Origin of the sequence: Rhodococcus sp. IEGM 1370 (assembly GCF_033142325.1) — a bacterium.
In the GTDB taxonomy this organism is placed as follows: Bacteria; Actinomycetota; Actinomycetes; order Mycobacteriales; family Mycobacteriaceae; genus Rhodococcoides.
This window is the reverse complement of record NZ_JAWLRY010000001.1, coordinates 18,315-41,252: the sequence shown is the minus strand read 5'-3', so window position 1 is coordinate 41,252 and position 22,938 is coordinate 18,315. Positions and strand designations below refer to the sequence as shown.

The 22,938-nt window shown below is 65.2% G+C and carries 21 protein-coding genes; 9 read left to right on the top strand and 12 right to left on the bottom strand.

What is annotated here, in order from left to right; genetic code table 11:
- The first annotated feature begins 32 nt into the window (after positions 1 to 32).
- From dusB to phoU, 3 genes are all read left to right on the top strand, one after another.
- The gene (gene dusB, locus R4P47_RS00180) at positions 33 to 1,172 is read left to right on the top strand and encodes a tRNA dihydrouridine synthase DusB (protein WP_269594799.1); all 1,140 of its coding nucleotides are present in this window, start codon (positions 33 to 35) and stop codon (positions 1,170 to 1,172) included.
- Positions 1,173 to 1,290: 118 nt separating this feature from the next.
- Positions 1,291 to 3,231 carry an LCP family protein gene (locus R4P47_RS00175; protein WP_317783861.1) on the top strand — a complete coding sequence of 647 codons (1,941 nt, stop codon included), beginning with the start codon at positions 1,291 to 1,293 and terminating at the stop codon, positions 3,229 to 3,231.
- A 66-nt stretch (positions 3,232 to 3,297) separates the two neighbouring features.
- Entirely contained in the window at positions 3,298 to 3,972 is a 675-nt protein-coding gene (phoU, locus tag R4P47_RS00170; protein ID WP_094639310.1) for a phosphate signaling complex protein PhoU, read from the top strand.
- Between the two features lie 154 nt (positions 3,973 to 4,126).
- Here phoU and pstB read toward each other — a convergent pair whose 3' ends face one another.
- From pstB to R4P47_RS00140, 6 genes are all read right to left on the bottom strand, one after another.
- A complete protein-coding gene (pstB, locus tag R4P47_RS00165) occupies positions 4,127 to 4,903 on the bottom strand; it encodes a phosphate ABC transporter ATP-binding protein PstB (protein ID WP_032395896.1) in 777 nt (258 codons plus the stop codon).
- A 37-nt stretch (positions 4,904 to 4,940) separates the two neighbouring features.
- On the bottom strand, positions 4,941 to 5,849 hold the full coding sequence (pstA, locus tag R4P47_RS00160; protein ID WP_149405014.1) for a phosphate ABC transporter permease PstA: 909 nt from the start codon (positions 5,847 to 5,849) through the stop codon (positions 4,941 to 4,943).
- A gap of 3 nt (positions 5,850 to 5,852) precedes the next feature.
- Positions 5,853 to 6,890, bottom strand: coding sequence for a phosphate ABC transporter permease subunit PstC (gene pstC, locus R4P47_RS00155; protein WP_149405013.1), 1,038 nt, complete (start codon positions 6,888 to 6,890; stop codon positions 5,853 to 5,855).
- An 87-nt stretch (positions 6,891 to 6,977) separates the two neighbouring features.
- Positions 6,978 to 8,075 (bottom strand): phosphate ABC transporter substrate-binding protein PstS, encoded by a 1,098-nt coding sequence (gene pstS / locus R4P47_RS00150; protein ID WP_149405012.1) that lies wholly within the window; start codon positions 8,073 to 8,075, stop codon positions 6,978 to 6,980.
- 203 nt (positions 8,076 to 8,278) lie between these two features.
- Positions 8,279 to 9,184 carry a mycothiol synthase gene (gene mshD, locus R4P47_RS00145; protein ID WP_269594796.1) on the bottom strand — a complete coding sequence of 302 codons (906 nt, stop codon included), beginning with the start codon at positions 9,182 to 9,184 and terminating at the stop codon, positions 8,279 to 8,281.
- Complete coding sequence (locus R4P47_RS00140; protein WP_068049874.1) at positions 9,185 to 9,946, bottom strand: winged-helix domain-containing protein; 762 nt, start codon at positions 9,944 to 9,946, stop codon at positions 9,185 to 9,187.
- A gap of 130 nt (positions 9,947 to 10,076) precedes the next feature.
- Between R4P47_RS00140 and R4P47_RS00135 the strand changes: the two genes are divergently transcribed.
- The 5 genes from R4P47_RS00135 (at position 10,077) to R4P47_RS00115 (ending at position 13,231) form a co-directional block, all read left to right on the top strand.
- On the top strand, positions 10,077 to 10,856 hold the full coding sequence (locus R4P47_RS00135) for an LmeA family phospholipid-binding protein (RefSeq protein WP_269594795.1): 780 nt from the start codon (positions 10,077 to 10,079) through the stop codon (positions 10,854 to 10,856).
- A complete protein-coding gene (locus R4P47_RS00130; protein ID WP_269594794.1) occupies positions 10,853 to 11,272 on the top strand; it encodes a thioredoxin family protein in 420 nt (139 codons plus the stop codon). The genes R4P47_RS00135 and R4P47_RS00130 overlap by 4 nt, the downstream gene beginning before the upstream one ends.
- 252 nt (positions 11,273 to 11,524) lie before the next feature.
- Positions 11,525 to 12,013 (top strand): DUF4395 domain-containing protein, encoded by a 489-nt coding sequence (locus tag R4P47_RS00125; RefSeq protein ID WP_269594793.1) that lies wholly within the window; start codon positions 11,525 to 11,527, stop codon positions 12,011 to 12,013.
- 74 nt (positions 12,014 to 12,087) lie between these two features.
- Entirely contained in the window at positions 12,088 to 12,924 is an 837-nt protein-coding gene (locus tag R4P47_RS00120; protein ID WP_068049880.1) for a sulfurtransferase, read from the top strand.
- A 1-nt stretch (position 12,925) separates the two neighbouring features.
- Positions 12,926 to 13,231 carry a DUF1416 domain-containing protein gene (locus R4P47_RS00115; protein WP_037194601.1) on the top strand — a complete coding sequence of 102 codons (306 nt, stop codon included), beginning with the start codon at positions 12,926 to 12,928 and terminating at the stop codon, positions 13,229 to 13,231.
- A 79-nt stretch (positions 13,232 to 13,310) separates the two neighbouring features.
- On the opposite strand, the gene R4P47_RS00110 is transcribed toward R4P47_RS00115, so the two are convergent.
- Complete coding sequence (locus R4P47_RS00110; protein ID WP_283347722.1) at positions 13,311 to 14,846, bottom strand: cutinase family protein; 1,536 nt, start codon at positions 14,844 to 14,846, stop codon at positions 13,311 to 13,313.
- Positions 14,847 to 15,173: 327 nt separating this feature from the next.
- On the opposite strand from R4P47_RS00110, the gene R4P47_RS00105 reads away from it, so the two are divergent.
- Positions 15,174 to 15,872 (top strand): FABP family protein, encoded by a 699-nt coding sequence (locus tag R4P47_RS00105; protein WP_411567275.1) that lies wholly within the window; start codon positions 15,174 to 15,176, stop codon positions 15,870 to 15,872.
- Positions 15,873 to 16,068: 196 nt separating this feature from the next.
- Here R4P47_RS00105 and R4P47_RS00100 read toward each other — a convergent pair whose 3' ends face one another.
- The 5 genes from R4P47_RS00100 to R4P47_RS00080 all read right to left on the bottom strand — a co-directional run bounded on the left by R4P47_RS00100 (position 16,069) and on the right by R4P47_RS00080 (position 22,937).
- Positions 16,069 to 17,655, bottom strand: coding sequence for an amino acid ABC transporter ATP-binding/permease protein (locus tag R4P47_RS00100; RefSeq protein ID WP_283347721.1), 1,587 nt, complete (start codon positions 17,653 to 17,655; stop codon positions 16,069 to 16,071).
- Positions 17,648 to 19,348, bottom strand: a complete 1,701-nt coding sequence (cydD, locus tag R4P47_RS00095; protein ID WP_283347720.1) for a thiol reductant ABC exporter subunit CydD — start codon at positions 19,346 to 19,348, stop codon at positions 17,648 to 17,650. The genes R4P47_RS00100 and cydD overlap by 8 nt, the downstream gene beginning before the upstream one ends.
- Positions 19,345 to 20,382 (bottom strand): cytochrome d ubiquinol oxidase subunit II, encoded by a 1,038-nt coding sequence (gene cydB / locus R4P47_RS00090; RefSeq protein ID WP_283347719.1) that lies wholly within the window; start codon positions 20,380 to 20,382, stop codon positions 19,345 to 19,347. Before cydB ends, cydD begins: the two co-directional genes overlap by 4 nt.
- Before the next feature lie 9 nt (positions 20,383 to 20,391).
- Positions 20,392 to 21,939: a cytochrome ubiquinol oxidase subunit I gene (locus tag R4P47_RS00085; RefSeq protein ID WP_283347718.1), complete on the bottom strand. Its 1,548-nt coding sequence runs from the start codon at positions 21,937 to 21,939 to the stop codon at positions 20,392 to 20,394.
- 131 nt (positions 21,940 to 22,070) lie between these two features.
- Positions 22,071 to 22,937, bottom strand: a complete 867-nt coding sequence (locus R4P47_RS00080) for an aminodeoxychorismate lyase (protein ID WP_283347717.1) — start codon at positions 22,935 to 22,937, stop codon at positions 22,071 to 22,073.
- Between the last annotated feature and the right edge of the window lies 1 nt (position 22,938).

Here is a 22,938-nt window from a genome sequence, read left to right as displayed (position 1 = left end):
ATCACGTTCCCTCCGTTCCAAAGGCTTCCCTCATGACACTGCAGATCGGCTCGCTGGAGTTGCGCAGCCCCGTTGTCCTCGCACCGATGGCCGGCGTCACCAACGTGGCGTTCCGCACCCTGTGCCGGGAGCAGGAGTTGAAGCGGGCCGGTAGCACCTCGGGTCTGTACGTCTGCGAGATGGTCACAGCGCGAGCGCTCGTCGAACGGCAGCCGGCCACGATGCACATGACGACGTTCGGCCCCACCGAAACTCCACGGTCGCTGCAGCTCTACACCGTCGATCCGGACACCACGTACGCCGCCGCGAAGATGATCGTCGACGACGATCTGGCCGACCACATAGACATGAACTTCGGCTGCCCGGTTCCGAAGGTCACCCGAAAAGGCGGTGGTGCCGCACTGCCCTACAAGCGAAACCTGTTCGGCCGCATAGTCGCTGCTGCCGTCAAGGCAACCGAGGGCACCCACATTCCCGTCACCGTCAAGTTCCGCGTCGGCATCGACGAGAACCACCACACTCATCTCGATGCAGGACGGATCGCCGCAGGCGAGGGCGCAGCGGCGGTGGCTCTGCACGCCCGAACCGCCTCGCAGCGTTACTCCGGAACCGCCGACTGGAACGAGATCGCTCGACTCAAGGAACATGTCTCCGGCATCCCGGTCCTGGGCAACGGCGACATCTTCTCCGCGTCCGACGCGGTCCGCATGATGGCGGAGACCGGGTGCGACGGCGTCGTCGTCGGGCGGGGTTGCCTCGGTCGGCCCTGGCTGTTCGCCGAACTCAGCGCCCGCCTCAACGGTCGGCCCGAACCCACTCCACCCACCCTCGGCGAGGTGGCCACCATCATCGCTCGGCATGCCGAGTTGCTTGCCCAGCATCACGGCGAGAAGAAGGGCCTGCGAGAACTACGCAAGCACGTCTCCTGGTACCTGCGCGGATTCCCGGCCGGATCCGACCTCCGGGTCTCGATGGCATTGGTCTCGACCCTGACCGAGCTGGACGACCTTCTGGCGCAACTCGATCCGACCGTTCCGTTTCCCAAGGACGCCGAAGGCCCCCGTGGTCGACAGGGCTCACCGGGCGCGGTGTCGCTGCCCGACGGTTGGCTCGACGATCCCGAGGACGTCTGCGTCCCCGCCGGTGCCGACCTGATGCATTCCGGCGGCTGATTCGCACCTGACCAGCCGCCCACCTCGCTCGAGTGGACCCTGCCGCTCGAGTCAGTACTATGGCTGGGATTGCCGAGCAGGCGGCGCGTGCGTGTGATGGAAGGCCAGGTTCGAATTCGTGGGAGACGATCGAGAGTCGGGCCCGTCGGTGCCCGAGGGTCGCGCCCCATGGGAGCGCCCGCTGTCCTCAATCAGACAAACCGGCGCAATCGGACGGTCGGGGCAGCGCCCACCTCACTCCGAAGGCCCCGCAACACCGGACGAGGAGCAACCGCCTCAGCCCGAGGACAGCGGCAGACTCGGCAAACGATCGCCGCGTAACGCCGACACCGTCTCGGTCGCCGAGTTGGTGGACAAGATGTCGCGCTCGGGATTGACTCGGCGGGCGCCGGACGACCGTCCCGAGGTCGAAGAGCCGACCGAGGTCATCGCCCCCATCACCGATTCCACTCCCCCACCTGCCCGAGCAGTGCCGCCGACTCCGCCGCCGCACGCGGCACCGGAACCGGTGGGTGCGCCCGCAACGGATCGCCCGGCCCTGACACGGTTGGCCATGAGCCGGGTGCGCCGACGCCGTCGAGTCCGGATGATCGGCCGAAGCCTGGTCTCCCTCGTCGCGATTCTGGCGGTGGCCTTGACCGGAGTGGTGTGGGGATACCTCCGCAACACCGATCAGGGATTTCTCCAGGTCGCCGCCCTCGATCCCGATTCGACCGACGTCGTCGACGCCGAAGGCCAATACGGCGACGAGACGTATCTGATCGTGGGCACCGACACCCGCACCGGGGCCAGCGGCGAGGTGGGTGCCGGCACCGTCGCCGACGCCGAGGGAGCCCGTTCGGACACGGTCATGCTCGTCAACATCCCGGCCGACCGCAGCCGCGTCGTCGCCGTCTCGTTTCCCCGTGATCTCGATGTGACGCGGCCGGAATGCGAGGCGTTCGACAACGACACCAATACCTACACCGGAGAGATGTTCCCCGAGGCATACGGCGACAAGCTCAACGCCACGTATGCTCTCGGCGGCCCCAAATGTCTGGTCAAGACCATCCAGAAGATCTCGGGCCTGCGTATCGGACACTTCGTCGGGATGGACTTCGCCGGATTCGAGTCCATGGTCGACGAGGTCGGTGGTGTCGAGGTCTGCACCGCGCAGCCGCTGATCGATTACGAATTGGGTGACGTCCTCCCCAACGTCGGAACACAGCGCATCGACGGCCGCACCGCACTGAACTACGTTCGAGCGCGCAACGTCGAGTCCGAGGGCAACGGCGACTACGGCCGCATCAAGCGACAGCAGCGTTTCCTGTCGTCGCTTCTGAGGTCCGCGCTCTCGAACAACGTGCTGCTCGATCCCGGCAAGCTCAACGGATTCGTCAACGCGTTCACCTCGGACACCTTCGTGGAGAACGTCAAGACTCAGGACCTGGTGACGCTGGGGCGCTCGCTGCAGAACGTGGACGCCGGTGCGGTGACCTTCCTGACCATTCCCACCACCGGCACCAACGACTACGGCAACGAGATCCCCAACGACGACGCGATCGGTGCGATCTTCCAGGCCATCATCGACGACGCTCCGTTGCCCGGTGAGGAACGCGCGGAGCCGGTGACACCCGAAGAGCCCGCACCTGCCGCCGTACCCGACGCGCCGCTGTTGGCCGTCGATCCAGCAACTGTCTCCCTGCAGGTGTCCAACGCATCCGACATCGCCGGGATGGCTCAGACGGCATCCGACGAACTCGCGGTCTACGGCTTCCAGATCCTGACGGTCGGCAACTTCTCGGGCACCGCGGCCCAGACCGTGGTGCGCTACTCCCAGGATCAGGAGGCTGCTGCGGCGACCGTCGCGTCGGCGATACCCGGCGCGGCCATCGAGCTTGCACCGAGCCTGAACAACGTCGTCGAGGTGGTGCTCGGCTCGAACTATCCCGGATACACCCAGTTTCCGACGGCATTCGGCACCCAAATCGATCCCACTCAGGTCGAGGGCACCACCCAGAGTGCGCCCCTTCCGGAGGATCTCTCGTACACCAACGCCGCCGACGACACGTGCGCCTGAGTTCATTCATGCTCCGTTAACCCTCGGGACAGGGAACTGGTCGGTGTGACCCACTAAACTTCGCTCATGCGCGTCGCCTACAACGAACAGATGAACGAGCTTGCCGATCTCCTCGGAGAGATGGCGAGCCTGGCTGGTGCGGCCATGGAAAAAGCCACGCAGTCCCTCCTTCAAGCAGACCTGGTACTCGCCGAGCAGGTCATTTCCGAACACGACAGGATCACCGAGCTCAGTGCGGTGTGCGAGGAGAAGGCCTTCACCCTTCTCGCCCTGCAGGCTCCGGTCGCAGGCGACCTCCGCTCGGTGGTGGCCGGCATCCAGATCGTCGCCGACATCGATCGCATGGGCGCACTCGCACTGCACGTCGCCAAGATCACTCGTCGCAGGCACCCGAACCATGCTCTCCCCGAGGTCGTCAACGGGTACTTCGCCGAGATGGGTCGCCTCGCCGTTCAGATCGGGGCTTCGGCCCGTGAGGTCCTCGAGACCCGCGATCCCGAGCGCGCTGCGAAGCTGCAGGAGGAGGACGAGGCGATGGACGATCTGCACCGTCACCTCTTCACGGTGCTGATGGACCGCGAGTGGAGCCACGGCGTCGCTGCTGCGGTGGACGTGACTCTGCTCGGCCGCTTCTACGAGCGCTTCGCCGATCACGCTGTCGAGGTCGGCCGTCGAGTGATCTTCCTGGTGACCGGTGAGCTACCCGTCGACCTGAGCCACAACAACATCCCCACTTCGTAGTACCCACCCTCGCCGATACCGAGTGGCGCTGCGCTGCAGCGCTACTCGGCTTTCGTTGAGGAGTCACCAGCCGCATCGAATCACCGAGCGCAGACACGAACGAAAGAACCCCGCCGAGCTTTCGCTCGACGGGGGTTCTCGCGTTCGTGTGTGGTTATCCGAAGCGGCCGGAGATGTAGTCCTCGGTGGCCTTCTGCGTCGGATTGGAGAAGATCTTCTCGGTGTCGTCGATCTCGATGAGCTTGCCGGGCTTGCCGGTCGCCTCGAGGTTGAAGAAGCCGGTCTGATCGCTGACCCGTGCGGCCTGCTGCATGTTGTGCGTGACGATCACGATCGTGAAGTCCTGCTTGAGTTCCTGGATCAGGTCCTCGATGGCGAGAGTGGAGATGGGGTCGAGAGCCGAGCACGGCTCGTCCATCAGCAGAACGTCGGGCGAGACTGCGATAGCACGAGCGATGCACAGACGCTGCTGCTGTCCGCCGGAGAGGCCGCCACCGGGCTTGTCGAGGCGGTCCTTGACCTCGTTCCAGAGGTTGGCACCCTTGAGCGAGCGCTCGGCGATCTCGTCGAGTTCCTTCTTGCCGCGGCCGCCCTGCAACTTCAGGCCGGCGACGACGTTGTCGCGGATCGACATCGTCGGGAAGGGGTTGGGGCGCTGGAAGACCATGCCGATGGTGCGGCGCACACCCACCGGGTCGACGCCACTGCCGTAGATGTCCTCGCCGTCGAGCAGCACCGAGCCTTCGACGCGGGCGCCGGGGGTCACCTCGTGCATGCGGTTGAGCGAACGCAGGACGGTCGACTTACCGCAGCCGGACGGTCCGATGAACGCGGTGACGCTGCGCGGCGGTACGGCCAGAGTGACGTCGGAGACGGCATGGAACTTGCCGTAGTAGATGTTGACGTCCTTGAGATCGAGACGCTTTGCCATGTTCTTCGTTCCTTAGGATTCGCTGGAGTCGGGTGGGTCAGAAGTTCTTGGGCGAGAAGAACTTCGAGACCAACTTCGCGCCGATGTTGAGTATTGCGACGATCAGGATCAGCGTCAGGGCTGCTCCCCACATGCGCTCAGCGGTGAGCACGCCGGTTCCTGCTTTCTGCAGGTCGACCATCATGAGCGGCAGAGACGTCTGCGGCCCCTCGAAAATGTTGAAGTTGATGGCGGTGGCAGATCCCACCAGGATCAGCACGGGTGCCGTCTCACCCATCACGCGGGCCAGGGCGAGCATGATGCCGGTGACGATGCCGGACAGCGCCGTGGGGATGACGATCTTGGCGATGGTCTTCCACTTCGGCACGCCGAGCGCGTAGGACGCCTCGCGCAGATCCTGAGGGACGATGCGCAGCATTTCCTCGGCCGAGCGCACGATCACAGGGATCATCAGCAGCACGAGGGCGAAGGCCACGGCCAGGCCGGAGCGCTGGAACCCGAAGGTGGCGATCCACAGCGCGTAGATGAACAGGGCCGCGACGATGGACGGCACACCGGTGAGGATGTCGACCATGAAGGTGGTGACTCGGGCCAGTCGCGTGCCCACGCCGTATTCGACGAGGTAGATGGCGACGAAGATGCCGATCGGGATGGAGATGGCGGCGCAGAACAGTCCTTGCAGGAGCGTTCCGACGATGGCGTGGTACGCACCGCCACCTGCGATGAACTGGGTGACGCCGGCCTGCGAGTTCTGCCACCACGTGGGTGAGACCACCGCGGACAGTCCACGAGAGATCACCGTGTAGAGCACCCAGATCAGTGGGACGAGTGCCACCAGCACCGAGAGGCTGACGAGGATCGTCGCCGAGAGGTTGGACGCCTTCCGGCGAGCGCTGACGCCCTGGAACGTGGGTTCCTTGACGGGCTTGTCCATGGTTGCGGTCATGGGTCAGTCCTTCTTTCCGGCGATGGCGGCGCGAGCACCGGCGTTGACGACGAACGTCAGGATGAAGAGCACCAGACCTGCGGCGATGTAGGCACCGGCTTGGAGCGGGTTGTTGAACTCGCCCGCGGCCAGCGCGATCTTGGTCGCGAATGTGGAACCGCCGTCGAACAAGGTTCCGCCGAACGTCGACTGGGTGCTGCGAATGATGATGTAGAGCGCGATGGTCTCACCGAGTGCGCGACCGAGGCCGAGCATGGAGCCGCTGACGTAACCGGATTTTCCGAACGGAATGACCGTGGTTCGCACGACCTCCCAGCGGGTGGCCCCGAGTGCGAGAGCGGCTTCGATCTGACCCTTCGGCGTCTGCATGAACACCTCGCGGGTCACGGCAGCGATGATCGGCAGGATCATGACGGCGAGCACGATGCCGCCGGTGAAGATGGTGCCGCCGCCAGCAATGGAGACCGACCCGGTACCGAAGAGTGGGAACCAACCCAGGTTGGTGTTGAGCCACTCGGCGAACGGGCTGATCACCGGCGCGAGGACGTACAGGCCCCACAGTCCGAAGACGATCGACGGGACTGCGGCCAGCAGGTCGATGACGTAACCGAGCGGTCCCGCCACTCGCTTGGGCGCGTAGTTCGTCAGATAGATGGCGATGCCGAGGGCGACAGGCATCGCGAGGACCAGCGCGAACAGGGACACCGTGACGGTGACCAGGAACAGATCGAGAACACCGAACACCATGGCCGAGGTGTTCGACGTGTCCCAGGCACCGTTGTAGGTCAGAAAGTTGACCGTGTTGTTCGACAGTGAGGGGATCGCACGCCAGACCAGGAAGATACCCACGGCGGCGATCAGCGCGATGATGAAGATGCCCGAGCCCGTGGCGAGGCCGGAGAAGATCCTGTCACCGGGACGTGTGACGGTCCCCGATTTTTTCTTGTCTGACAATTGTGGTTCTTCCGGTTTGTGCGCGGCACCCGCGGAGGGCACAGAAGCCGCGGAGGGGACGCCGGTCATCGAGTGGGTGTCGCTCATACCGCTCACTGTCTCGTGTGGAGGTCGAGGACGGTCCTGCTTCGGCTCGCGATGCCGCGAGCCGAAGCAGGACTACGTCTCATTTAATCAGGCGATTGCTTCGATAGCGGTGATCAGACGCTCCTTGAAGCGGTCCGGCAGCGGCACGTAGCCGGCTTCCTCGAGGCCCTGCTGGCCCTCGTTCGCGGCGCTGAGCAGGAACGACTTGACTGCTGCCGAGGTGTCGGCGTCGTAGCCCGCCGAGCAGACGATCTCGTAGGTGGCGAGCACCAACGGGTAGGTGTCGGCCTCGTTGCTGGCGTACAGCGTGTCGAGGTCGAGCACCAGGTCGTTGCCCTCACCGGAGAAGGTCACGGCGTCGATGGCAGCGGCAGCACTCTCGGTGCTCAGCTCGACCGGGCCACTGCCGAAGTCGATGTTCGCGGCGCTGAGGCCTTCCTGCTCGACGAAGCCGAACTCGACGTACGTGATCGAGCCGGGAGTCCCGGACACGGCCTGGGCGACGCCCGAGGAGCCGTTGGCACCTTCGCCGACGCCGCCGGCCCAGTCGGAGCTGTGATCGAGGGTCCAGGCCTCCGGAGCAGCGTCGGACAGGAAGCGCTGGAAGTTGTCGCTGGTGCCCGAGGAATCGGAGCGGTAGACCGGGGTGACCGGGGTGGACGGCAGGTCGACGCCTTCGTTGAGGGCGGCGATCGCGGGATCGTTCCAGGTGGTGATCTGGCCGGTGAACATCCGTGCGGTGACATCGGGCGTGAGCACCAGGCTGTCGACGCCGTCGAGGTTGTAGGCCACTGCGACGGGCCCGAAGACCAGCGGCAGGTTCCATGCCGGGTTGCTGTCGCAGCGGGTGGCCGCCTCGGCTGCCTGCTCGTCCTTGATCGCGGAGTCGGAGCCGGCGAAGTCGACCAGACCGGCGACGAACTGCGTACGACCGTTGCCCGAGCCACTGGTGGTGTACTCGACGGACTTGCCGGAGCAGACGCTCGAGTAGACCGAGGTGAAGTTGGACATCGCGTTCTGCTGAGCAGACGATCCTTCGCCCGTGAGCGGAGACTTGCCCTCGCACGAGGCGGAAGAATCGCCCGCGCCGACGGTCTCGACGTTCGCGTCGCTACCGCATGCGGTCAGCAACATGGCACTGATGGCCACTGCGCTCATGAGAGCACCGTTGCGCTTGAGGTTCACCTGTTTCCTCCGAGGAATCTTGGGCCGTGTCCACCGCTCGGACCTGATCGGCCGCGCTGTGACTGTGTGGGTGCCGGCTCCAGAAGAGAACCTCGCACCAGGCGGCGTAGGTTGCCACCCATGGAGAAAGGTAAGGGCAGGTGGTAGACGTTTACCCCCGCGTGGGTGAACGGAAGATGAACACCGCAGCCTGAAATGTCCGTTCAGACGCTGCGAGCGTATGCGGCATCCACGTGGTAGTTCTCGAAGCCCAGCTTGCTGTAGGTGTGCACGGCAGCGGTGTTGTCGGCCTCGACGTACAGCATGATCTGGCCGAGTTCTCTGCTATGCAGATAGTGCAGGCCGGCCAGCGTGAGCACCCGGCCGAGGCCGCGCCCCTGCGACTGGGGGTCGATTCCGACGACGTACACCTCGCCGATGGCGGGTTCCGAGCCTTCGGCCGGATGAACCTTGGTCCAGTGGAAGCCGAGGAGGCGGTCGCTGCCCTCCTCGAAAGCCAGGAACAGTCCGGCCGGGTCGAACCACGATTCGTCTCGTCGTGCGGCGATGTCGCGATCGGTCCAGCCACCCTGTTCGGGGTGCCAGGAGAAGGCCGCATTGTTGACCCGCAGCAGCTCGGCATCGTCCTGATGCCCACGATACGTTCGAAGCGAAATACCTTCCGGCACAACCACATCTGGAAGATCAGGGTGTGCGGACGCGCGACGCATCTGCAGCAGCTCGCGAACCACCTGCAACCCGAGCCGCGCCGCGACCGACTGCGCCGCCGGCAGGTTGCCGTGCGCCCAGATACGGGTACCGGAGCCGAATTCGAGTGCGCGAGAAACCAATTCGCGTCCCACTCCGTGACCGCGGAACGGAGGATCGACGACGGCCTCGGCCATCCCGTCGGCGATTCCGACGTAGCCGACGACACGATCACCCTCGGTGGAGACCAGACGAACGACGTCGTCACCTCGGTCGACAGCCTTCACAGCCTGCTCCGACAAGGGCGCAGTGCCATCGACTTCCGTTGCACGGGAGAGGATCTGATGAATCTCGTAGGAAACGCGCGAAGACGGTGCGTCGCCGTCGATGGGGTGGACGTCGAACGCAGGATCCGAATTCATCTACGAGAGAGTACTCTCTTGCTCGAACTCGAAATCCGCATCGTCGGAATCTCCGCCGGCAGCGTCCGAGACCACCGGTCCGCCCTTGGCATTGCGTGCGGGTCGAACGGCCTTGTATCCCACGTTGCGTACCGTTCCGATGAGCGACTCGTACTCGGTGCCCAGCTTGGCGCGCAGGCGTCGAACATGGACGTCGACGGTGCGCGTGCCACCGAAGAAGTCGTAGCCCCACACCTCCTGCAGGAGCTGGGCGCGAGTGAAGACCCGCCCCGCGTGCTGAGCCAGGTACTTCAGCAGCTCGAATTCCTTGTACGTGAGGTCGAGCGGACGACCTCGCAGCCGAGCGGTGTAGGTACCTTCGTCGATGACCAGTTCGCCGAGCGTGATCTTGCCGGAGGTCTCCGGGCTGGCAACTCCTCCACTACGGCCGACCAGCAACCGCAGCCGGGCGTCGAGCTCTGCGGGGCCGGTACCGGGGAGCAGGATGTCGTCGAGACCCCAGTCGGAATTCACCGCGACGAGCCCACCCTCGGTGAGCACCGCGACGACGGGGATGGCCGATCCGGTACTTCCCAACAGGCGACACAGACCACGAGCGGCGGCCAGGTCCGTACGAGCGTCGACCAGCGCGATGTCCGCCGAGCCGGCTTCGAGAAGCGAGGACACCTCGGTGGGTACCGGGCGTACGTGATGCGCCAGGAGAGCGAGGGACGGCAGAACGCCCTCCGGATTGGGATCGGAGGTCAGTAGTAGGAGCTCCACTGCGTCTCCATTCTTACTGCTGGCCGGTCCAGTCCAGGCTGGACTTGAGTGATCGTCAAGGACACAGACTAGCTTGTCCGTACAACCGGCCGAAGAGGGCAGTGCGCGATTCGTCGGTCACAATGGACCCGTGCGCACACTTCTCATCGGACTCGCCAGCCTGCTGGCCCTCACCCTCGTGGTGGATTTCGGCGCTGCGGCCTACTCGGAGTATCGAGTCTCCCGCGCGATCCGCGCCGGCGGTGAGCTCACCTCGGACCCTCAGGTGATCGTGCACGGTTTCCCGTTCCTCACCCAGGCCGCGGACGGGCGCTACCAGAACATCGAGATCCGCGCGCAGGACGTGCCGACCGAGTACGTCGGCTCGACGACGATCGAGGCCAATCTCCGCGGCGTGCACATCGAGTTGTCCGACTTGATCGACAACAACGTGCGGGCGATTCCCGTGGACGAGCTCGACGGCCGCGTACGGATCGAGGCCACGGACCTCGGCCGGTTCCTCGGCATCGTCGACCTGCAGGTTTCCGCGCCGCCGGCCGACAAGTCGGACGGCACCGGCGGCTCCGGCGGGTCGGGCATGACCACTACCGGGGGCGTCGTGCTGACCGGAACGGTTCCGGTCGGCCCGCTCGAGACAACGGTGAGCGTGCAGGCCGACCTGTTGCTCGAAGGTGACGGCGTCGCCATCGTGGCGTCGGACTTCTATTTCGGCCCAGAGGGTCAGGCGGACTTCTCGATCCCCGATTTCGCCAAGCCCACGATTCTCGGACTGTTCACCAAGACCATCGAGCGTCAGAGCCTGCCCTTCGGGCTGGTCCCGACCGACGTCTATGCGGAGGGCTCGCAGATCGTCGTCGAAGGATCCGGCGAGAACGTGACCATCGACCTCAACGAAATCGAAAAGCCGTGACAGGGATCACAGTTCTCGTCGTCGTGGCGATCCTTGCCGTCGCTACCGGATTGTTCCTCCGGAGCCGATCGGGCACCGTCCGGGCGGTGCGTGAGCCAGACACCGAGACCGACGACCTGTACCCGCTCCTGCTCGACGCGGGTGCCACGACCGACTCTGCGACCGTCCTGCACTTCTCGGCCGACTGGTGCGGACCGTGCGCAGCCGTGCGACGTGTCGTCCAGCAGGTGCTGGACGGCCGGAGCGATGCCCGAGAACTCGAACTCGACATCGACGCCCATCCGATCCTCGCTCGCGAACTGGGCGTGCTGTCACTGCCCACCACTTTCGTACTCGACACCCGATTGCAACGGCGCTCCAGAATCGCGGGCGTGCCGTCCGCCGCGGCGCTGCGGTCGGCACTCGACGCTCTCTGACCTCGCTTCTTCGGACCAGCGGTAGGACGCGCCGCTGGTAGCGGGTACGATGCTCTTCGTGTTCTCCTGCCGCGAGCTGATGCTCACCAGTCGTCGCACAGTCGATCTGTGCCGACTGGGCGGTTGTTGCTGTCGCTGCTGCTGATTTCCTTCTGCCGCCACGCCCATGCGTGATGACGGCCCGATGATCGAAATCCATGTCCGAGCACTGCCGATGCGGCGTGCCCCGACCTCGCACAGGAGTACCTCTCGATGTCGACACCCGACACCCGGACCACCACCCCCACTGCCACGATCGACCAGGTGGACGTTCGTGGTCCACGCTTCGCGGCGTGGATCACCACCGCCGTTCTGGTCGTCGTTCTCCTCCTGACCACGTTCTCGGTCCCCGCGGCGGCAATCCTGCTCGGGCTACAGGCGATCGTGTTCGGAATCGGAGCCGTCCGCGGACCCAAGCGCAGTCCGTACGGCACGATCTACGCGACATTCGTCGCACCGCGGCTCTCCCCCACCAGCGAACGAGAGCCGGTGGCACCGTTGAAGTTCGCTCAACTGGTGGGCTTCGTGTTCGCCGCCGTCGGAGTCCTCGGCTTCGCGGTCGGCGCTCCCGTCGTCGGAACCGTGGCGGCAGGCTTCGCGTTGTTCGCGGCTTTCCTCAACGCCGCGTTCGCGGTCTGCCTCGGCTGCATGATCTACCCCCTCGCCTCGCGGCTGCGCAGCACCTCGCACACCGCATCCTGAACAGGGTCGCTTGAGCAGGCTGCAGTCCTGTCTCGACCTTCACCGATCCATAGAGAAAGACCGAAAGGAACACCATGGCTCGCTCCGACGTCCTGGTCTCTGCCGACTGGGCCGAGCAGAACCTGAACGCACCGAAGACCGTCTTCGTCGAGGTCGACGAAGACGCAAGCGCCTACGACGGCGGACACATCGAAGGTGCGGTCAAGCTCGACTGGCGCAAGGACCTGCAGGACCCGGTTCGCCGCGACTTCCTCAATCAGGAACAGTTCTCGGACCTGCTGTCGGCCAAGGGCATCAGCAACGACGACACCATCGTGCTGTACGGCGGAAACAACAACTGGTTCGCCGCCTACGCCTACTGGTACTTCAAGCTGTACGGGCACAAGGACGTCAAGCTCATCGACGGTGGACGCAAGAAGTGGGAACTCGACGGCCGCGCGCTGTCCAAGGACGTCGTCAGCCGTGAGACCACGCAGTACCGCGCCGAGGCACCCGACCTGTCGATCCGCGCGTTCCGCGACGAGGTCATCGACGCCATCGGCAACAAGAACCTGATCGACGTGCGTTCGCCCGACGAGTTCTCGGGAAAGATCCTCGCCCCGGCTCATCTTCCGCAGGAGCAGGCGCAGCAGCGTGGCCACGTCCCGTCCGCGATCAACATCCCGTGGAGCACCACCGCCAACGAGGACGGCACGTTCAAGTCCGACGAAGCGCTCGAAGAGCTGTACAAGACCAAGGGCTACGACGACAGCAAGGCCACCATCGCCTACTGCCGCATCGGTGAGCGTTCGAGCCACACCTGGTTCGTCCTCAAGGAGCTCCTCGGCAAGGAAGACGTCAAGAACTACGACGGCAGCTGGGTCGAGTACGGCTCTCTCGTCGGAGCACCCATCGAGCTGGAGGTTCACTGATATGTGTGGAGCACCCGTACAAGGCCAGACCATCCCCGCAGGTGTCGACGTCGAGAAGGAAACGGTCATCACCGGCCGCGTCCTCGCCGGCGACGGTGAGCCCGTCGCAGGCGCATTCGTGCGGCTGCTCGACGGCAGCGGCGAATTCACCGCAGAGGTCGTCGCGTCGGGCACCGGAGACTTCCGGTTCTTCGCCGCTCCCGGACAGTGGACGCTGCGCGCCCTGTCGGCATCGGGCAACGGCGACACCGTGATCGCTCCCGAAGGCGCAGGCGTGCACTCGGCGAACGTCACCGTCGGAGTCTGAACCGACCGGCTCGCCCAGAACGAAAAAGAACCCCGCACCTGCTCGCAGGTGCGGGGTTCTTTCGGCTCGGTGGAGGCTTCTAGTTCGGGACGGGCACCGAAGCGGCGGGATCGGGAACCGTCGAATACTGCGGCGGGAACATCCCTTCCGGTACCGGAATGCCCTGCGATTCGAGGAACGCTCCGAGATCGCTCACCTGCGTGACCGTTCCGGGCTCCGGCAGCAGGCGGGGTTCGGGTGCGATCTCCGGGGCGGGGGCTTCAGGTGCCGCCGACTGCGGTGCGTTCTTCTTCTCGCGTTCGGTGCGCGCAAGGTCGGTGATCCACGCGACCATCTTCTCGCTCTCCCACTCGTACCCGTCGTTGGGGTCGTTGTACCAGTACGACAGGTGCTGCAGGAAGCCGAGCGCCAGGTAGGGCCCGAGCACGACGTCGGCGATGCCCTTGTTGTTCTCCTCGAACCCGGTGGCCTCGGCGCGGAGCTTGGCTTCCACGGTCTCGGCACCGGGCCCCATCGCCCAGTTGAGATCGGCGAGGAGCTGCTCCGGTGTCAGTGCGTCCACCGCCTGCTGATCGGCGACGGTGTAATCCACATCCGCCACCCTCACCAAGACCTGCAGCAGAGTCTCGTCGGAGGTGAACCATGATTTGTCGGTGGCGATATCAACGATCGCGCGCGAAGCAATGGTCGTCACTGCGCGCGCGAAGTCGGACACGGTCTGTACCGGGTTGAGGACGGTCAGCCGCATCTGCGAGATGACCTCGAGGGCGAGCTGCAGAAGTTCGATGTCGTCCGGAGCGTCGCACGCCAGATCCCACGGTCGGCACGACCAGGTGACCTTGTCGGTCAGCGTTCCGTAATCCCGCGGCGACTGGTCCATGAAGCCACCGAGCGATTCACCCGGCTCGTCACCGAAATTCGGCACACCGGCCGGGCGGTAGGGCGAACCGACCATGATCACGCCTGCGATGTCGTCGCCGTTGACCAGGGCACTCGAGTCACGCGCGCCGATCTCGGTGGACAAACGATCGAGTACCTCGCCGCCGACGCTGTATCCGAGGAGTACGAACTTGGTTCGGTCTCCACACTTGACCTTGTACTCGTCCATCAGACGATTGGTCGTTGCGACACCTTCCACGATCGACTCGTGGTAGGTCGGCACGTCGTCCAGAACGTCGAAGCCGTACGTCGAGGCGTACGGCACGTAGAGCCAGCCGACGGTACCCGGGCTGTCGGCATTCGCCTCACCGACCGGGACCGTCACATTCCCGACCCAGTTCGACGCGACAGTGGACGCCTGCTCGGCCAGAGGATTGCGGTCCGACGCCGAGTCGGTGGCACCGGACACCGCCAGCACCAGCACATCGGGGCAGTCCTGCGCGTAGTTGTTGGGGTCGATGTTCGGCCCCTGCGACGATCCGAAGTCGGAGGAACCCGCGTCGGCGGAACCGGAGTCCGATGATCCCGACTCTGCCGATCCCGATTCTGCCGATCCCGAGTCCGGAGCGGCGAATGCGGCTGCGGGAGCGGCCAGCGCCAACGCCAGGGTCACCACCGCCGACCTCATCAACAACGGACCGAACGACGATGTCAGAGCCCGTTTACGACGCAGCATTGTTGCGGAGACCTCCCCAGCCTTCGTGACAGAACACAGTGAACAACATCGGAAACTCACCCACGAGCGCCCGACGCCCCCCGAAGAAGGTACCTGCTCGACAGGATTTCTCCACCGCTATGAGTGATCCAGCGCACTCGAGGCCCCGAATTCGGTTAGATGTCACCAAGGACACAGGCGGTATTCGGGCCGCTGTCCTCGACGACGATCGCTGCGGGTTAAACTCGCACTCGTGGTCATCTTCTTCGAGCTACTTCTCGTTCTTGCGGCAGTAGCCATCATCGCGTTCTCGCTCTACGTCGTCTACCGACTGGTCAACGACGAGTCGTGACAGAACCGGTTGCGGGGCAACCCGGCAGAGCAGACGGGGGGCTCGATACCCCCGTCACCAGTGGCGACGAAGCAATAGCGGCTGCCGAACAGAAGTTCGCCGACGCGTCGACGCGGAACGTTCCGGTCCTGCCGGACATCCCGCACCCCGACGACACGGCCAATCTACGCCTCGGCCCCGATCTGCACCCGTCGATGCTCGCTCTGCTGCCGCTCGTCGGCGTGTGGCGTGGCGAGGGCGAGGGCCACGACCCCGAGTCGGGTACCGACTATCCCTTCGGTCAGCAGATCGTCGTCACGCACGACGGGGGTAGCTACCTGAGCTGGGAATCACGTTCGTGGCGACTCGACTCCGACGGCAACTTCGCACATCCCGACCTCCGCGAAACCGGATTCTGGCGGATGAGCGGAGGCCACGGGCTCAAGGGTTCCGACGACGAAGAGCTCGTCGAACTGCTGCTGACCCACAGCACCGGAGTCGTCGAACTGTATTACGGCCACGCCCTGACCAAGTCGTCCTGGGAACTGGCCACCGATGTCGTCATCCGTAGCACCTCGGGTGCGTTGGTCGGCGGGGCCAAGCGGCTCTACGGCATCGTCGAAGGCGGGGACCTCGCATACGTCGAGGAACGCGTCGTCGCCGACGGCCCACTGGCACCGCGGTTGTCCGCGCGCCTGTCTCGCTACATCGGCTGAGACACAACCACTTCGGTATCCACAGCGAACGGCCCCCGAGCCATACCTGATTTCAGGTCCCGACCGGACAGGTCGGGGGCTCGGGGGCCGGGTAGCTGCCTGGGATTCGCTAGCCGCTCGCGCGGTCTTCGCAGTGAATCCGTCAGCGATTGCGGCTAGCTGACAGCCACCTCACGCGTCCTAGAGTTCATCAACTTCAGACCACCTCCTCTCTCGTGTACTTCACAACGTACGCCCGAGTTTCCGAGTCGGCAAAGAGTTTTTTCCCACGATTCGAGCCGAGGTCGATCACCTGGTCGGCGTCGGTGTTCTCCGGCAGTTGATGAGTGACGACCACCACGATTCGATCGGCTCCGAACAGACCGTCGTCGGTGGTGAGCAACTCTCGCAGTAGCTGTTCGCCGGAGATTCGGTCGAGATGCTCGGTCGGCTCGTCCAGCAGCACGATCGGGGCCGTACTGAGCACAGCGCGCGCCAACAGCAGTCTGCGCCGTTCTCCGCCCGACACGGCCTGCGCACCGCCGACCAGGGTGGTGTGAACCCCGAGGGGCTGCGCGTCGAGCCATGGGCCCAGGCCCACGCGTCGCAGCGCATCCGATGCCTGTGCTTCGTCGACATCGCCGCGCACCACACGCAGGTTCTCCAGAATCGAGGTGTCGAACAGATGCGCGTCCTCGGCGAACAGCGCTGCGTCCGAACCGCATTCCTCGGCGAACTCCCGCAGCATCGTGGTCTTGCCCGATCCGCTGGGCCCGATCAGTGCGCTCCGCGCAGTGGTGCGGTTGAGTACCCCAGAGGGCACATAACCACGCCACTGCGGCGGAGCCGCATCCAGCATCGCCATGACTCGAGTGGCCGCGATTCGTCCACGCATCAGGGCGATTGCCGCCCCGGGGAGTGCCGCGGTCGCCTCGAAGGCAGCGAGCGGAACCAGCACGATGATCGCCAGAGCCATCGGAGTCATGCCGCCTGCAGTGCCTCCGGTCGGTCCGTACAGCCCGATGCCGACGAGAAAGGACCCGATCACCGATGCACCGATCGACAACGGAACGGCGGCATCCGCCAGCGCCGACGGTCGCGCCGCCCGGTCGCGGGCAGTGACCGAATCCTGCGCTGCACCGCGGGCTTCGGCGAGGGTCGCGTCGAGGCGCCCGGCGACCCGCAGTTCCGCGGCGTGGTCGAGTGCTCGGACGGCGGTCTCGGCGAACCGCGCGTCGGCGTCGGCTCCGGCCTCCTCGGCGATCCGTGCCGACCGCGCCGCCAGAATCGGTGCACCCATCCCGGCGATCAGCAACGACACCGCCAGGATCGACGCGGCAGCAGGCGCGATACCGGCGAGCAGTCCGACGGCTGCGAGCATCATCACGACGCTCACGCAGATGGGGACGATCGCGCGTATGACAACGTCGCCGAGCACATCGACGTCCGCCCCGGTACGGGCCAGTACGTCACCGCGACGCAGAGCGAGCGCGCCGTGTCCGTTCGCCAGCTGCTCGTAGATCCTCGTGCGCGCTGCCGTCGTACCGCGTAGTGCCGCGTCGTGCGTGGTCAATCGTTCGAGATAGCGGAACACACCGCGCGAGATGCCCAGCGCCCGAACGGCTACCACTGCGACGGTCAGGTCCATCACCGGAGGCATCTGCCACGCTCGGGTGATCAACCATGCCGACAGTGCGGCGAGAGCCAGTGCGCTGCCGAGTGTTGCCACGCCGGCCGCCACCGCCAGTGCCACCCTGCGCGGGGAGAGCTCGAACAGGGCCAGTGCGCGTCGTAGGTCAGACATGATCGAACTCCCGTGCCACCGTCGAGCTGCTTCGCACCTCGACGACGCGATCTGCGGCGTGCAGCACCGCGCGTCGATGACCGACCATCACCACGGTGACGCCTCGGTCGGCTGCATCTCGAATGGCGTGCAGCACAGTCTGTTCACTCGCCGCGTCCAGGTGCGCCGTCGGCTCGTCCAGTACCATCACCGTCGCGTCGGAGACGAAGGTTCGGGTCAGGGCCAGGCGTTGCAGTTCGCCGAGGGACAGACCCACTCCGCCCTGCCCGACGCGAGTGTTCCAGCCGTTCGGGTGATCTCGTAGTACGGCGTCGAATCCCGAAGCGCGGCAGGCTGCGTCCAGTGCATCGGCATCGGGCACACCGTGGAGGGTGACGTTCTCGTACAGCGTGCCGGGAAGCAGCACCGGCCGCTGCGGGAGCCAGGAGACCTGAGCCCACCACCGGTCGAGGTCGAGATCGCTCACGGGCACCCCATCGACGAGTACCGCACCGCTCGTGGGCGACGTGAGCCCCAGAACGGCTTGCAGCGCAGTCGATTTACCCGAGCCGTTGGGGCCGGTCAGTACCGTGATGGTGCCCGTTCGGCACAGCGCACTCAGTCCGGCCGGAGCGTTACCGTCCCGGCTCGCGACGGTGAGTCCGACGAGTTCGATGTCCGCGGTCGTCGCGTTCACGGTCCGGCCACAGGTCGGCTGTGTCGTACGCCGGTCCAGGACCCGGAAGGCTCGCTCCGCGGCCTCGACGCCGTCCTCTGCTGCGTGGAACTGGGTCCCCACGGCGCGCAGCGGGAAGTACACCTCGGGGGCGAGGATCAACGCGATGATGCCCGCTTCGAGCGTCATCTCCCCGAAGACCAAGCGCAAGCCGATGCCGACGGCCACCAGTGCGACACACAGGGTCGCGAGCAACTCGAGCACCATCGACGAGAGGAAGGCAACCTTCAACGCGCGCATCGTGGTTCGTCGATGGGCGTCGCCCAGTGCACGGATGCGAGCGGCCGGGCCGTGTTCGCGGCGCAGCGCGCGCAAGGTCGGCAGACCGGCCAGTAGATCGAGCAACTGCGCAGACAACCGGGTCATCGTCGTGAGCGTCGCCGCGGCTCGGCCCTTGGTCAGCAACCCGATCAGAATCATGAAGATCGGGATGAGCGGCAGGGTCACCGCGATGACCACAGCCGAGGTCACGTCCTGAGTGACGATGACGACCAGAACGAGCGGAGTGACGATGACCGCGGACACCAGCGCCGGCAGGTACCCGGTCAGGTACGCGCGCAGACCCCCGATGGCTCGGGTGACGACGACGGTCAACTCTTCTCGTTCGCGGTCGAGCTCGCGCGGTTCGAAATGTGTTGCGGCCGTGAGCACCTCGACTTCGAGCTCGGCCACCACGCGTGACGCCGACCGGTGCGCATAGCGAGACTGGGCTCCGGTGGCGAGCACACGGACGGCCATTGCGCCCGCCAGCACGGCGAGTTCCGTCGTCCAGGCGGACAACGACCGTGCCGTCGGGTCGGTGATGACGCCGGCCAGTACGCGGCCGATCGCAAGCGCGCCGACGATGATGCAGACGGTGACGACGGTCGACAGAGCGACAGTGACGATCAGGTAGCCCCGCGCCGATCGGGAGTACTTCCACAGTCGCGGATCGACGGGTCCCTTCGCCCGTCCCCGCGGCACAGCGGGCGCGGTCACGATTTCACCGTCAGTCCGATCGAGTCCGGGATCTGGGCACTCGAAATGCGCTGGCGGAAGACCCAGTACGTCCAGGCCTGGTATCCGAGGACGACCGGGGCGGCGAAAGCTGCGGCCCACGTCATGACCTTCAACGTGTACGGGCTCGACGACGCGTTCGCGATGGTGAGATCGAACGCGGCATCCGTACTGGACGGCATGACATTGGGGAACAGCGAGGCGAACAACAGCACCACGACGGCAACGATGGCAACGCTGGTGAAGACGAATGCCCAGCCTTCGCGCACTTTCGCCGTCAGCGCGACGACGAGAAGCAGTGCGACAGCGGCCACCGCGACGAGTAGCCACGTCCACGTCTTGCCGTGCGCGAGTTGGGTCCACATGGCGAAGGTGCCGCCGACGAGAACTGCCGGAACCGACAGGCGCGCCGCAATTTTCACGGAATCCTCGTGCACGTCCCCGGAAGTCTTGAGCGCGATGAACACCGCGCCGTGCAGGGCGAACACCAAAGCCATGGTGGCACCGCCGAGCAGAGCGTACGGGTTGAGCAGATCGAAGAAGCCTGCGGTGACCTTCTTGTTCTCGTCGATCGCGACGCCGCGCACGATGTTGGCGAACGCGACGCCCCACAGCACCGCCGGAACCCACGAGCCGATGCCGATGCCGATGTCGCAGCGCCGACGCCACACCGGGTCGTCGATCTTGCCGCGCCATTCGATGGCGCAGATACGCAGGATCAGCGCCACCAGGATGAGCAGCAGCGGCAGGTAGAAGCCCGAGAACAACGTGGCGTACCACTCCGGGAAGGCCGCGAACAGTGCGCCACCTGCGGTGATGAGCCACACCTCGTTGCCGTCCCAGACCGGGCCGATCGTGTTCAGAACCGCACGCCTGCGCTTCTCCCCCGTGGCGGCGTCGGGATGCCTGCCCAGGATCGGCATGAGCATGCCGACGCCGAAGTCGAAACCTTCGAGCACGAAGTAGCCGACGAAGAAGAAGGCGATGACGAAGAACCAGAATTCGGGTAGTGACATGGTTTTCCCCTAGTACGCGAACGAGAGCTGTTTGGGCTCTTCGTCTTCCGATTCCGGTGGATCGACGTGCGGATGCGCGTCGTGGTCGAGAGGCCCTTCGATGACATAGCGACGAAGAAGGAAGAACCAGACACCACCGAGGGCGGCGTACAGCAGTGTGAACGTCACCAGCGAGGCGAGAACGAGGCCGACGGGATGGTCGGACACGCCCTGGTCCACGGTCAGCCGTATCTGATCGACTCCCGAGAGGTTCGGCGCGACAACCCATGGCTGACGGCCCATTTCGGTGAAGATCCAGCCCGCACTGTTGGCGAGGAACGGCGTCGGAATCGCCAGCAGCGACAACCACGAGAACCACTTCTGGTCGGGAATCCGGCCACCCCGGGTGACCCACAGACCCGCGATGGCGAGCAGGGCCGAGCCGGCGGCTAGTCCGATCATCATTCGGAACGCCCAGTATGTGACGAACAGGTTCGGCTTGTAGTTTCCGGGGCCGAACTGCTGCTCGTACTGCTCCTGCAGTTGGTTGACGCCCTGCACGGTGGCACCGAAGTCGTTCTCCGCCAGGAACGAGGTGAGTCCGGGAATCGCGATGAGGTGAATCACGGATTCGCAGTTGTTGTGGGTGCCCACGGTCAGGAGCGAGAAGCTGGCCCCGGTCTCGGTGTCGCACAACGATTCTGCGGAGGCCATCTTCATGGGCTGCTGCTCGAACATGAGCTTGCCCTGAATGTCTCCGGTGATGGCGAGCGCACCGCCGGCAACGATCATGACGATGAAGGACATTCGTGCTGCGGATCTGAACATCGAACGCGAGTCCGTGGCCGGGAGCGGAGCCTGCAGAGTAGCGACCCCAGTGGCCGGGAGTGGAGCCTGTGGCGTGAGTCCGTTTTCGGACAGCGGAGCGAGCTCAGCCTGCTTCCTGCGAGCCTCACGCACCATCCACCAGCCGGAGATGCCGGCGACGAAGGTCGCGGCGGTGAGGAATGCTCCTGCGACGGCGTGCGGAAAGGCCGCCAGCGCAGTGTTGTTGGTGAGCAGTGCCCAGATGTCCGTGAGTTCGGCGCGGCCGGTCTCTTCGTTGTAGATCGCGCCGACGGGATGCTGCATCCAGGAGTTGGCTGCGATGATGAAGAAGGCGGAGGCGTTGACGCCGATGGCGACGAGCCAAATGGTCGCCAGGTGAACGAGTTTCGGGAGTCGGCTCCAGCCGAATATCCACAGGCCGAGGAACGTGGACTCGAGGAAGAAGGCGACCAATCCCTCGAGCGCGAGGGGTGCACCGAACACGTCACCGACGAACCGTGAGTATTCGCTCCAGTTCATGCCGAATTGGAATTCCTGGACGATTCCGGTCGCGACGCCGAGGGCGAAGTTGATGAGGAACAGTTTGCCGAAGAACTTGGTCAGCCGATACCAGGAGTCCTTCCCGGTGATCACCCACATGGTCTGCATGGCGGCCACCATCGGCGCGAGGCCGATCGTGAGAGGTACGAGAATGAAGTGGTAAACGGTGGTGATACCGAACTGCCACCGCGAGACATCCAACGCGTCCATCGATACTCCGAACTCTCACACCCGAGCTGTGACGGGCAACACCGCAGGTCAGGGCGTTGGCCCGCGACAAACTCGAATGTACTACTACGGTTAGTAGTAGGGAAGAGTCTTTCGGCAGGGTCGTTGGACTCCTATCGAGTTTCGACCGTCTCCACGGCCGTATCGACCATCGTCGAAACGTCACCGGCAAGCCTCCGAGTGCCCAGGGGAACGCCGTTCATCGCCGTGACCCGAGCCGCGAGAGTGACGCTCGAGACAAGCCAAACGCCATCTGCGGCAATGAGATCCGCGGGATAGAGGTGCCCGTGTTCGCATGTCCAACCAGCGGACTCGGCCACGGCGAACAACCCGGCGACCGTGGTCCCGGCCAGGATGCCCTGTTCGACGGACGGTGTGACGAGAGTCTTACCGCGCGCGAGCACCACCGTCGAGCGCGGACCTTCGAGCACCCGCCCCTCGCTGCTGAGGTAGATCACGTCGTCGACACCCTGCGTTGCGGCATGTCGCAGCGCGGCCATGTTGGTCGCATACGACAACGTCTTGGCCCCCGCGAGCTGCCACGGCGCTCCCGACGAGAAATCCACCGAGTAGCCGCGATCGAGCGTGATCACCGACACCCCGTCGGTGCGCGCTGCCTGCACTCGCTCGGGCAGCGGCCCCACCGTCACGTACGCGGTGGGGTCACCACCGCCCTCGCGTCCCCGGCTGAGGACCACGCGAAGAACAGCCTCGTCCTCCGACTCCTGCGCCCACAGACCCACGGACTGTTCGACGACGGCGCGCCACTGTTCGAGATCGGGAACGGGTAGGTCCAGCGCCTTCGCCGACGCCACCAGCCGGGCCAGATGCAACTCGACCGCACAGGCCGCGCCGCCGCGAACGAGCAGCGTCTCGAAGACCCCGTCGCCGCGTACCGCGGCCAGGTCGTCGGCGAACAGCAACGGCCGATTCGCGTCGTGCACTCGGCCGTCCAACGTCACCACTACCGACTCCGACATG

Bases quoted from the DNA above. Each gene is read 5' to 3' on its own strand.
- R4P47_RS00100 (WP_283347721.1), bottom strand. From the start codon at position 17,655: ATGTCTGACCTACGACGCGCACTGGCCCTGTTCGAGCTCTCCCCGCGC.
- R4P47_RS00085 (WP_283347718.1), bottom strand. From the start codon at position 21,939: ATGGACGCGTTGGATGTCTCGCGGTGGCAGTTCGGTATCACCACCGTT.
- mshD (WP_269594796.1), bottom strand. From the start codon at position 9,184: ATGAATTCGGATCCTGCGTTCGACGTCCACCCCATCGACGGCGACGCA.
- pstB (WP_032395896.1), bottom strand. From the start codon at position 4,903: ATGGCAAAGCGTCTCGATCTCAAGGACGTCAACATCTACTACGGCAAG.
- R4P47_RS00110 (WP_283347722.1), bottom strand. From the start codon at position 14,846: ATGCTGCGTCGTAAACGGGCTCTGACATCGTCGTTCGGTCCGTTGTTG.
- cydB (WP_283347719.1), bottom strand. From the start codon at position 20,382: ATGTCACTACCCGAATTCTGGTTCTTCGTCATCGCCTTCTTCTTCGTC.
- R4P47_RS00120 (WP_068049880.1), top strand. From the start codon at position 12,088: ATGGCTCGCTCCGACGTCCTGGTCTCTGCCGACTGGGCCGAGCAGAAC.
- dusB (WP_269594799.1), top strand. From the start codon at position 33: ATGACACTGCAGATCGGCTCGCTGGAGTTGCGCAGCCCCGTTGTCCTC.
- phoU (WP_094639310.1), top strand. From the start codon at position 3,298: ATGCGCGTCGCCTACAACGAACAGATGAACGAGCTTGCCGATCTCCTC.
- pstA (WP_149405014.1), bottom strand. From the start codon at position 5,849: ATGACCGCAACCATGGACAAGCCCGTCAAGGAACCCACGTTCCAGGGC.
- pstC (WP_149405013.1), bottom strand. From the start codon at position 6,890: ATGAGCGACACCCACTCGATGACCGGCGTCCCCTCCGCGGCTTCTGTG.
- R4P47_RS00080 (WP_283347717.1), bottom strand. From the start codon at position 22,937: ATGTCGGAGTCGGTAGTGGTGACGTTGGACGGCCGAGTGCACGACGCG.
- R4P47_RS00115 (WP_037194601.1), top strand. From the start codon at position 12,926: ATGTGTGGAGCACCCGTACAAGGCCAGACCATCCCCGCAGGTGTCGAC.
- R4P47_RS00125 (WP_269594793.1), top strand. From the start codon at position 11,525: ATGTCGACACCCGACACCCGGACCACCACCCCCACTGCCACGATCGAC.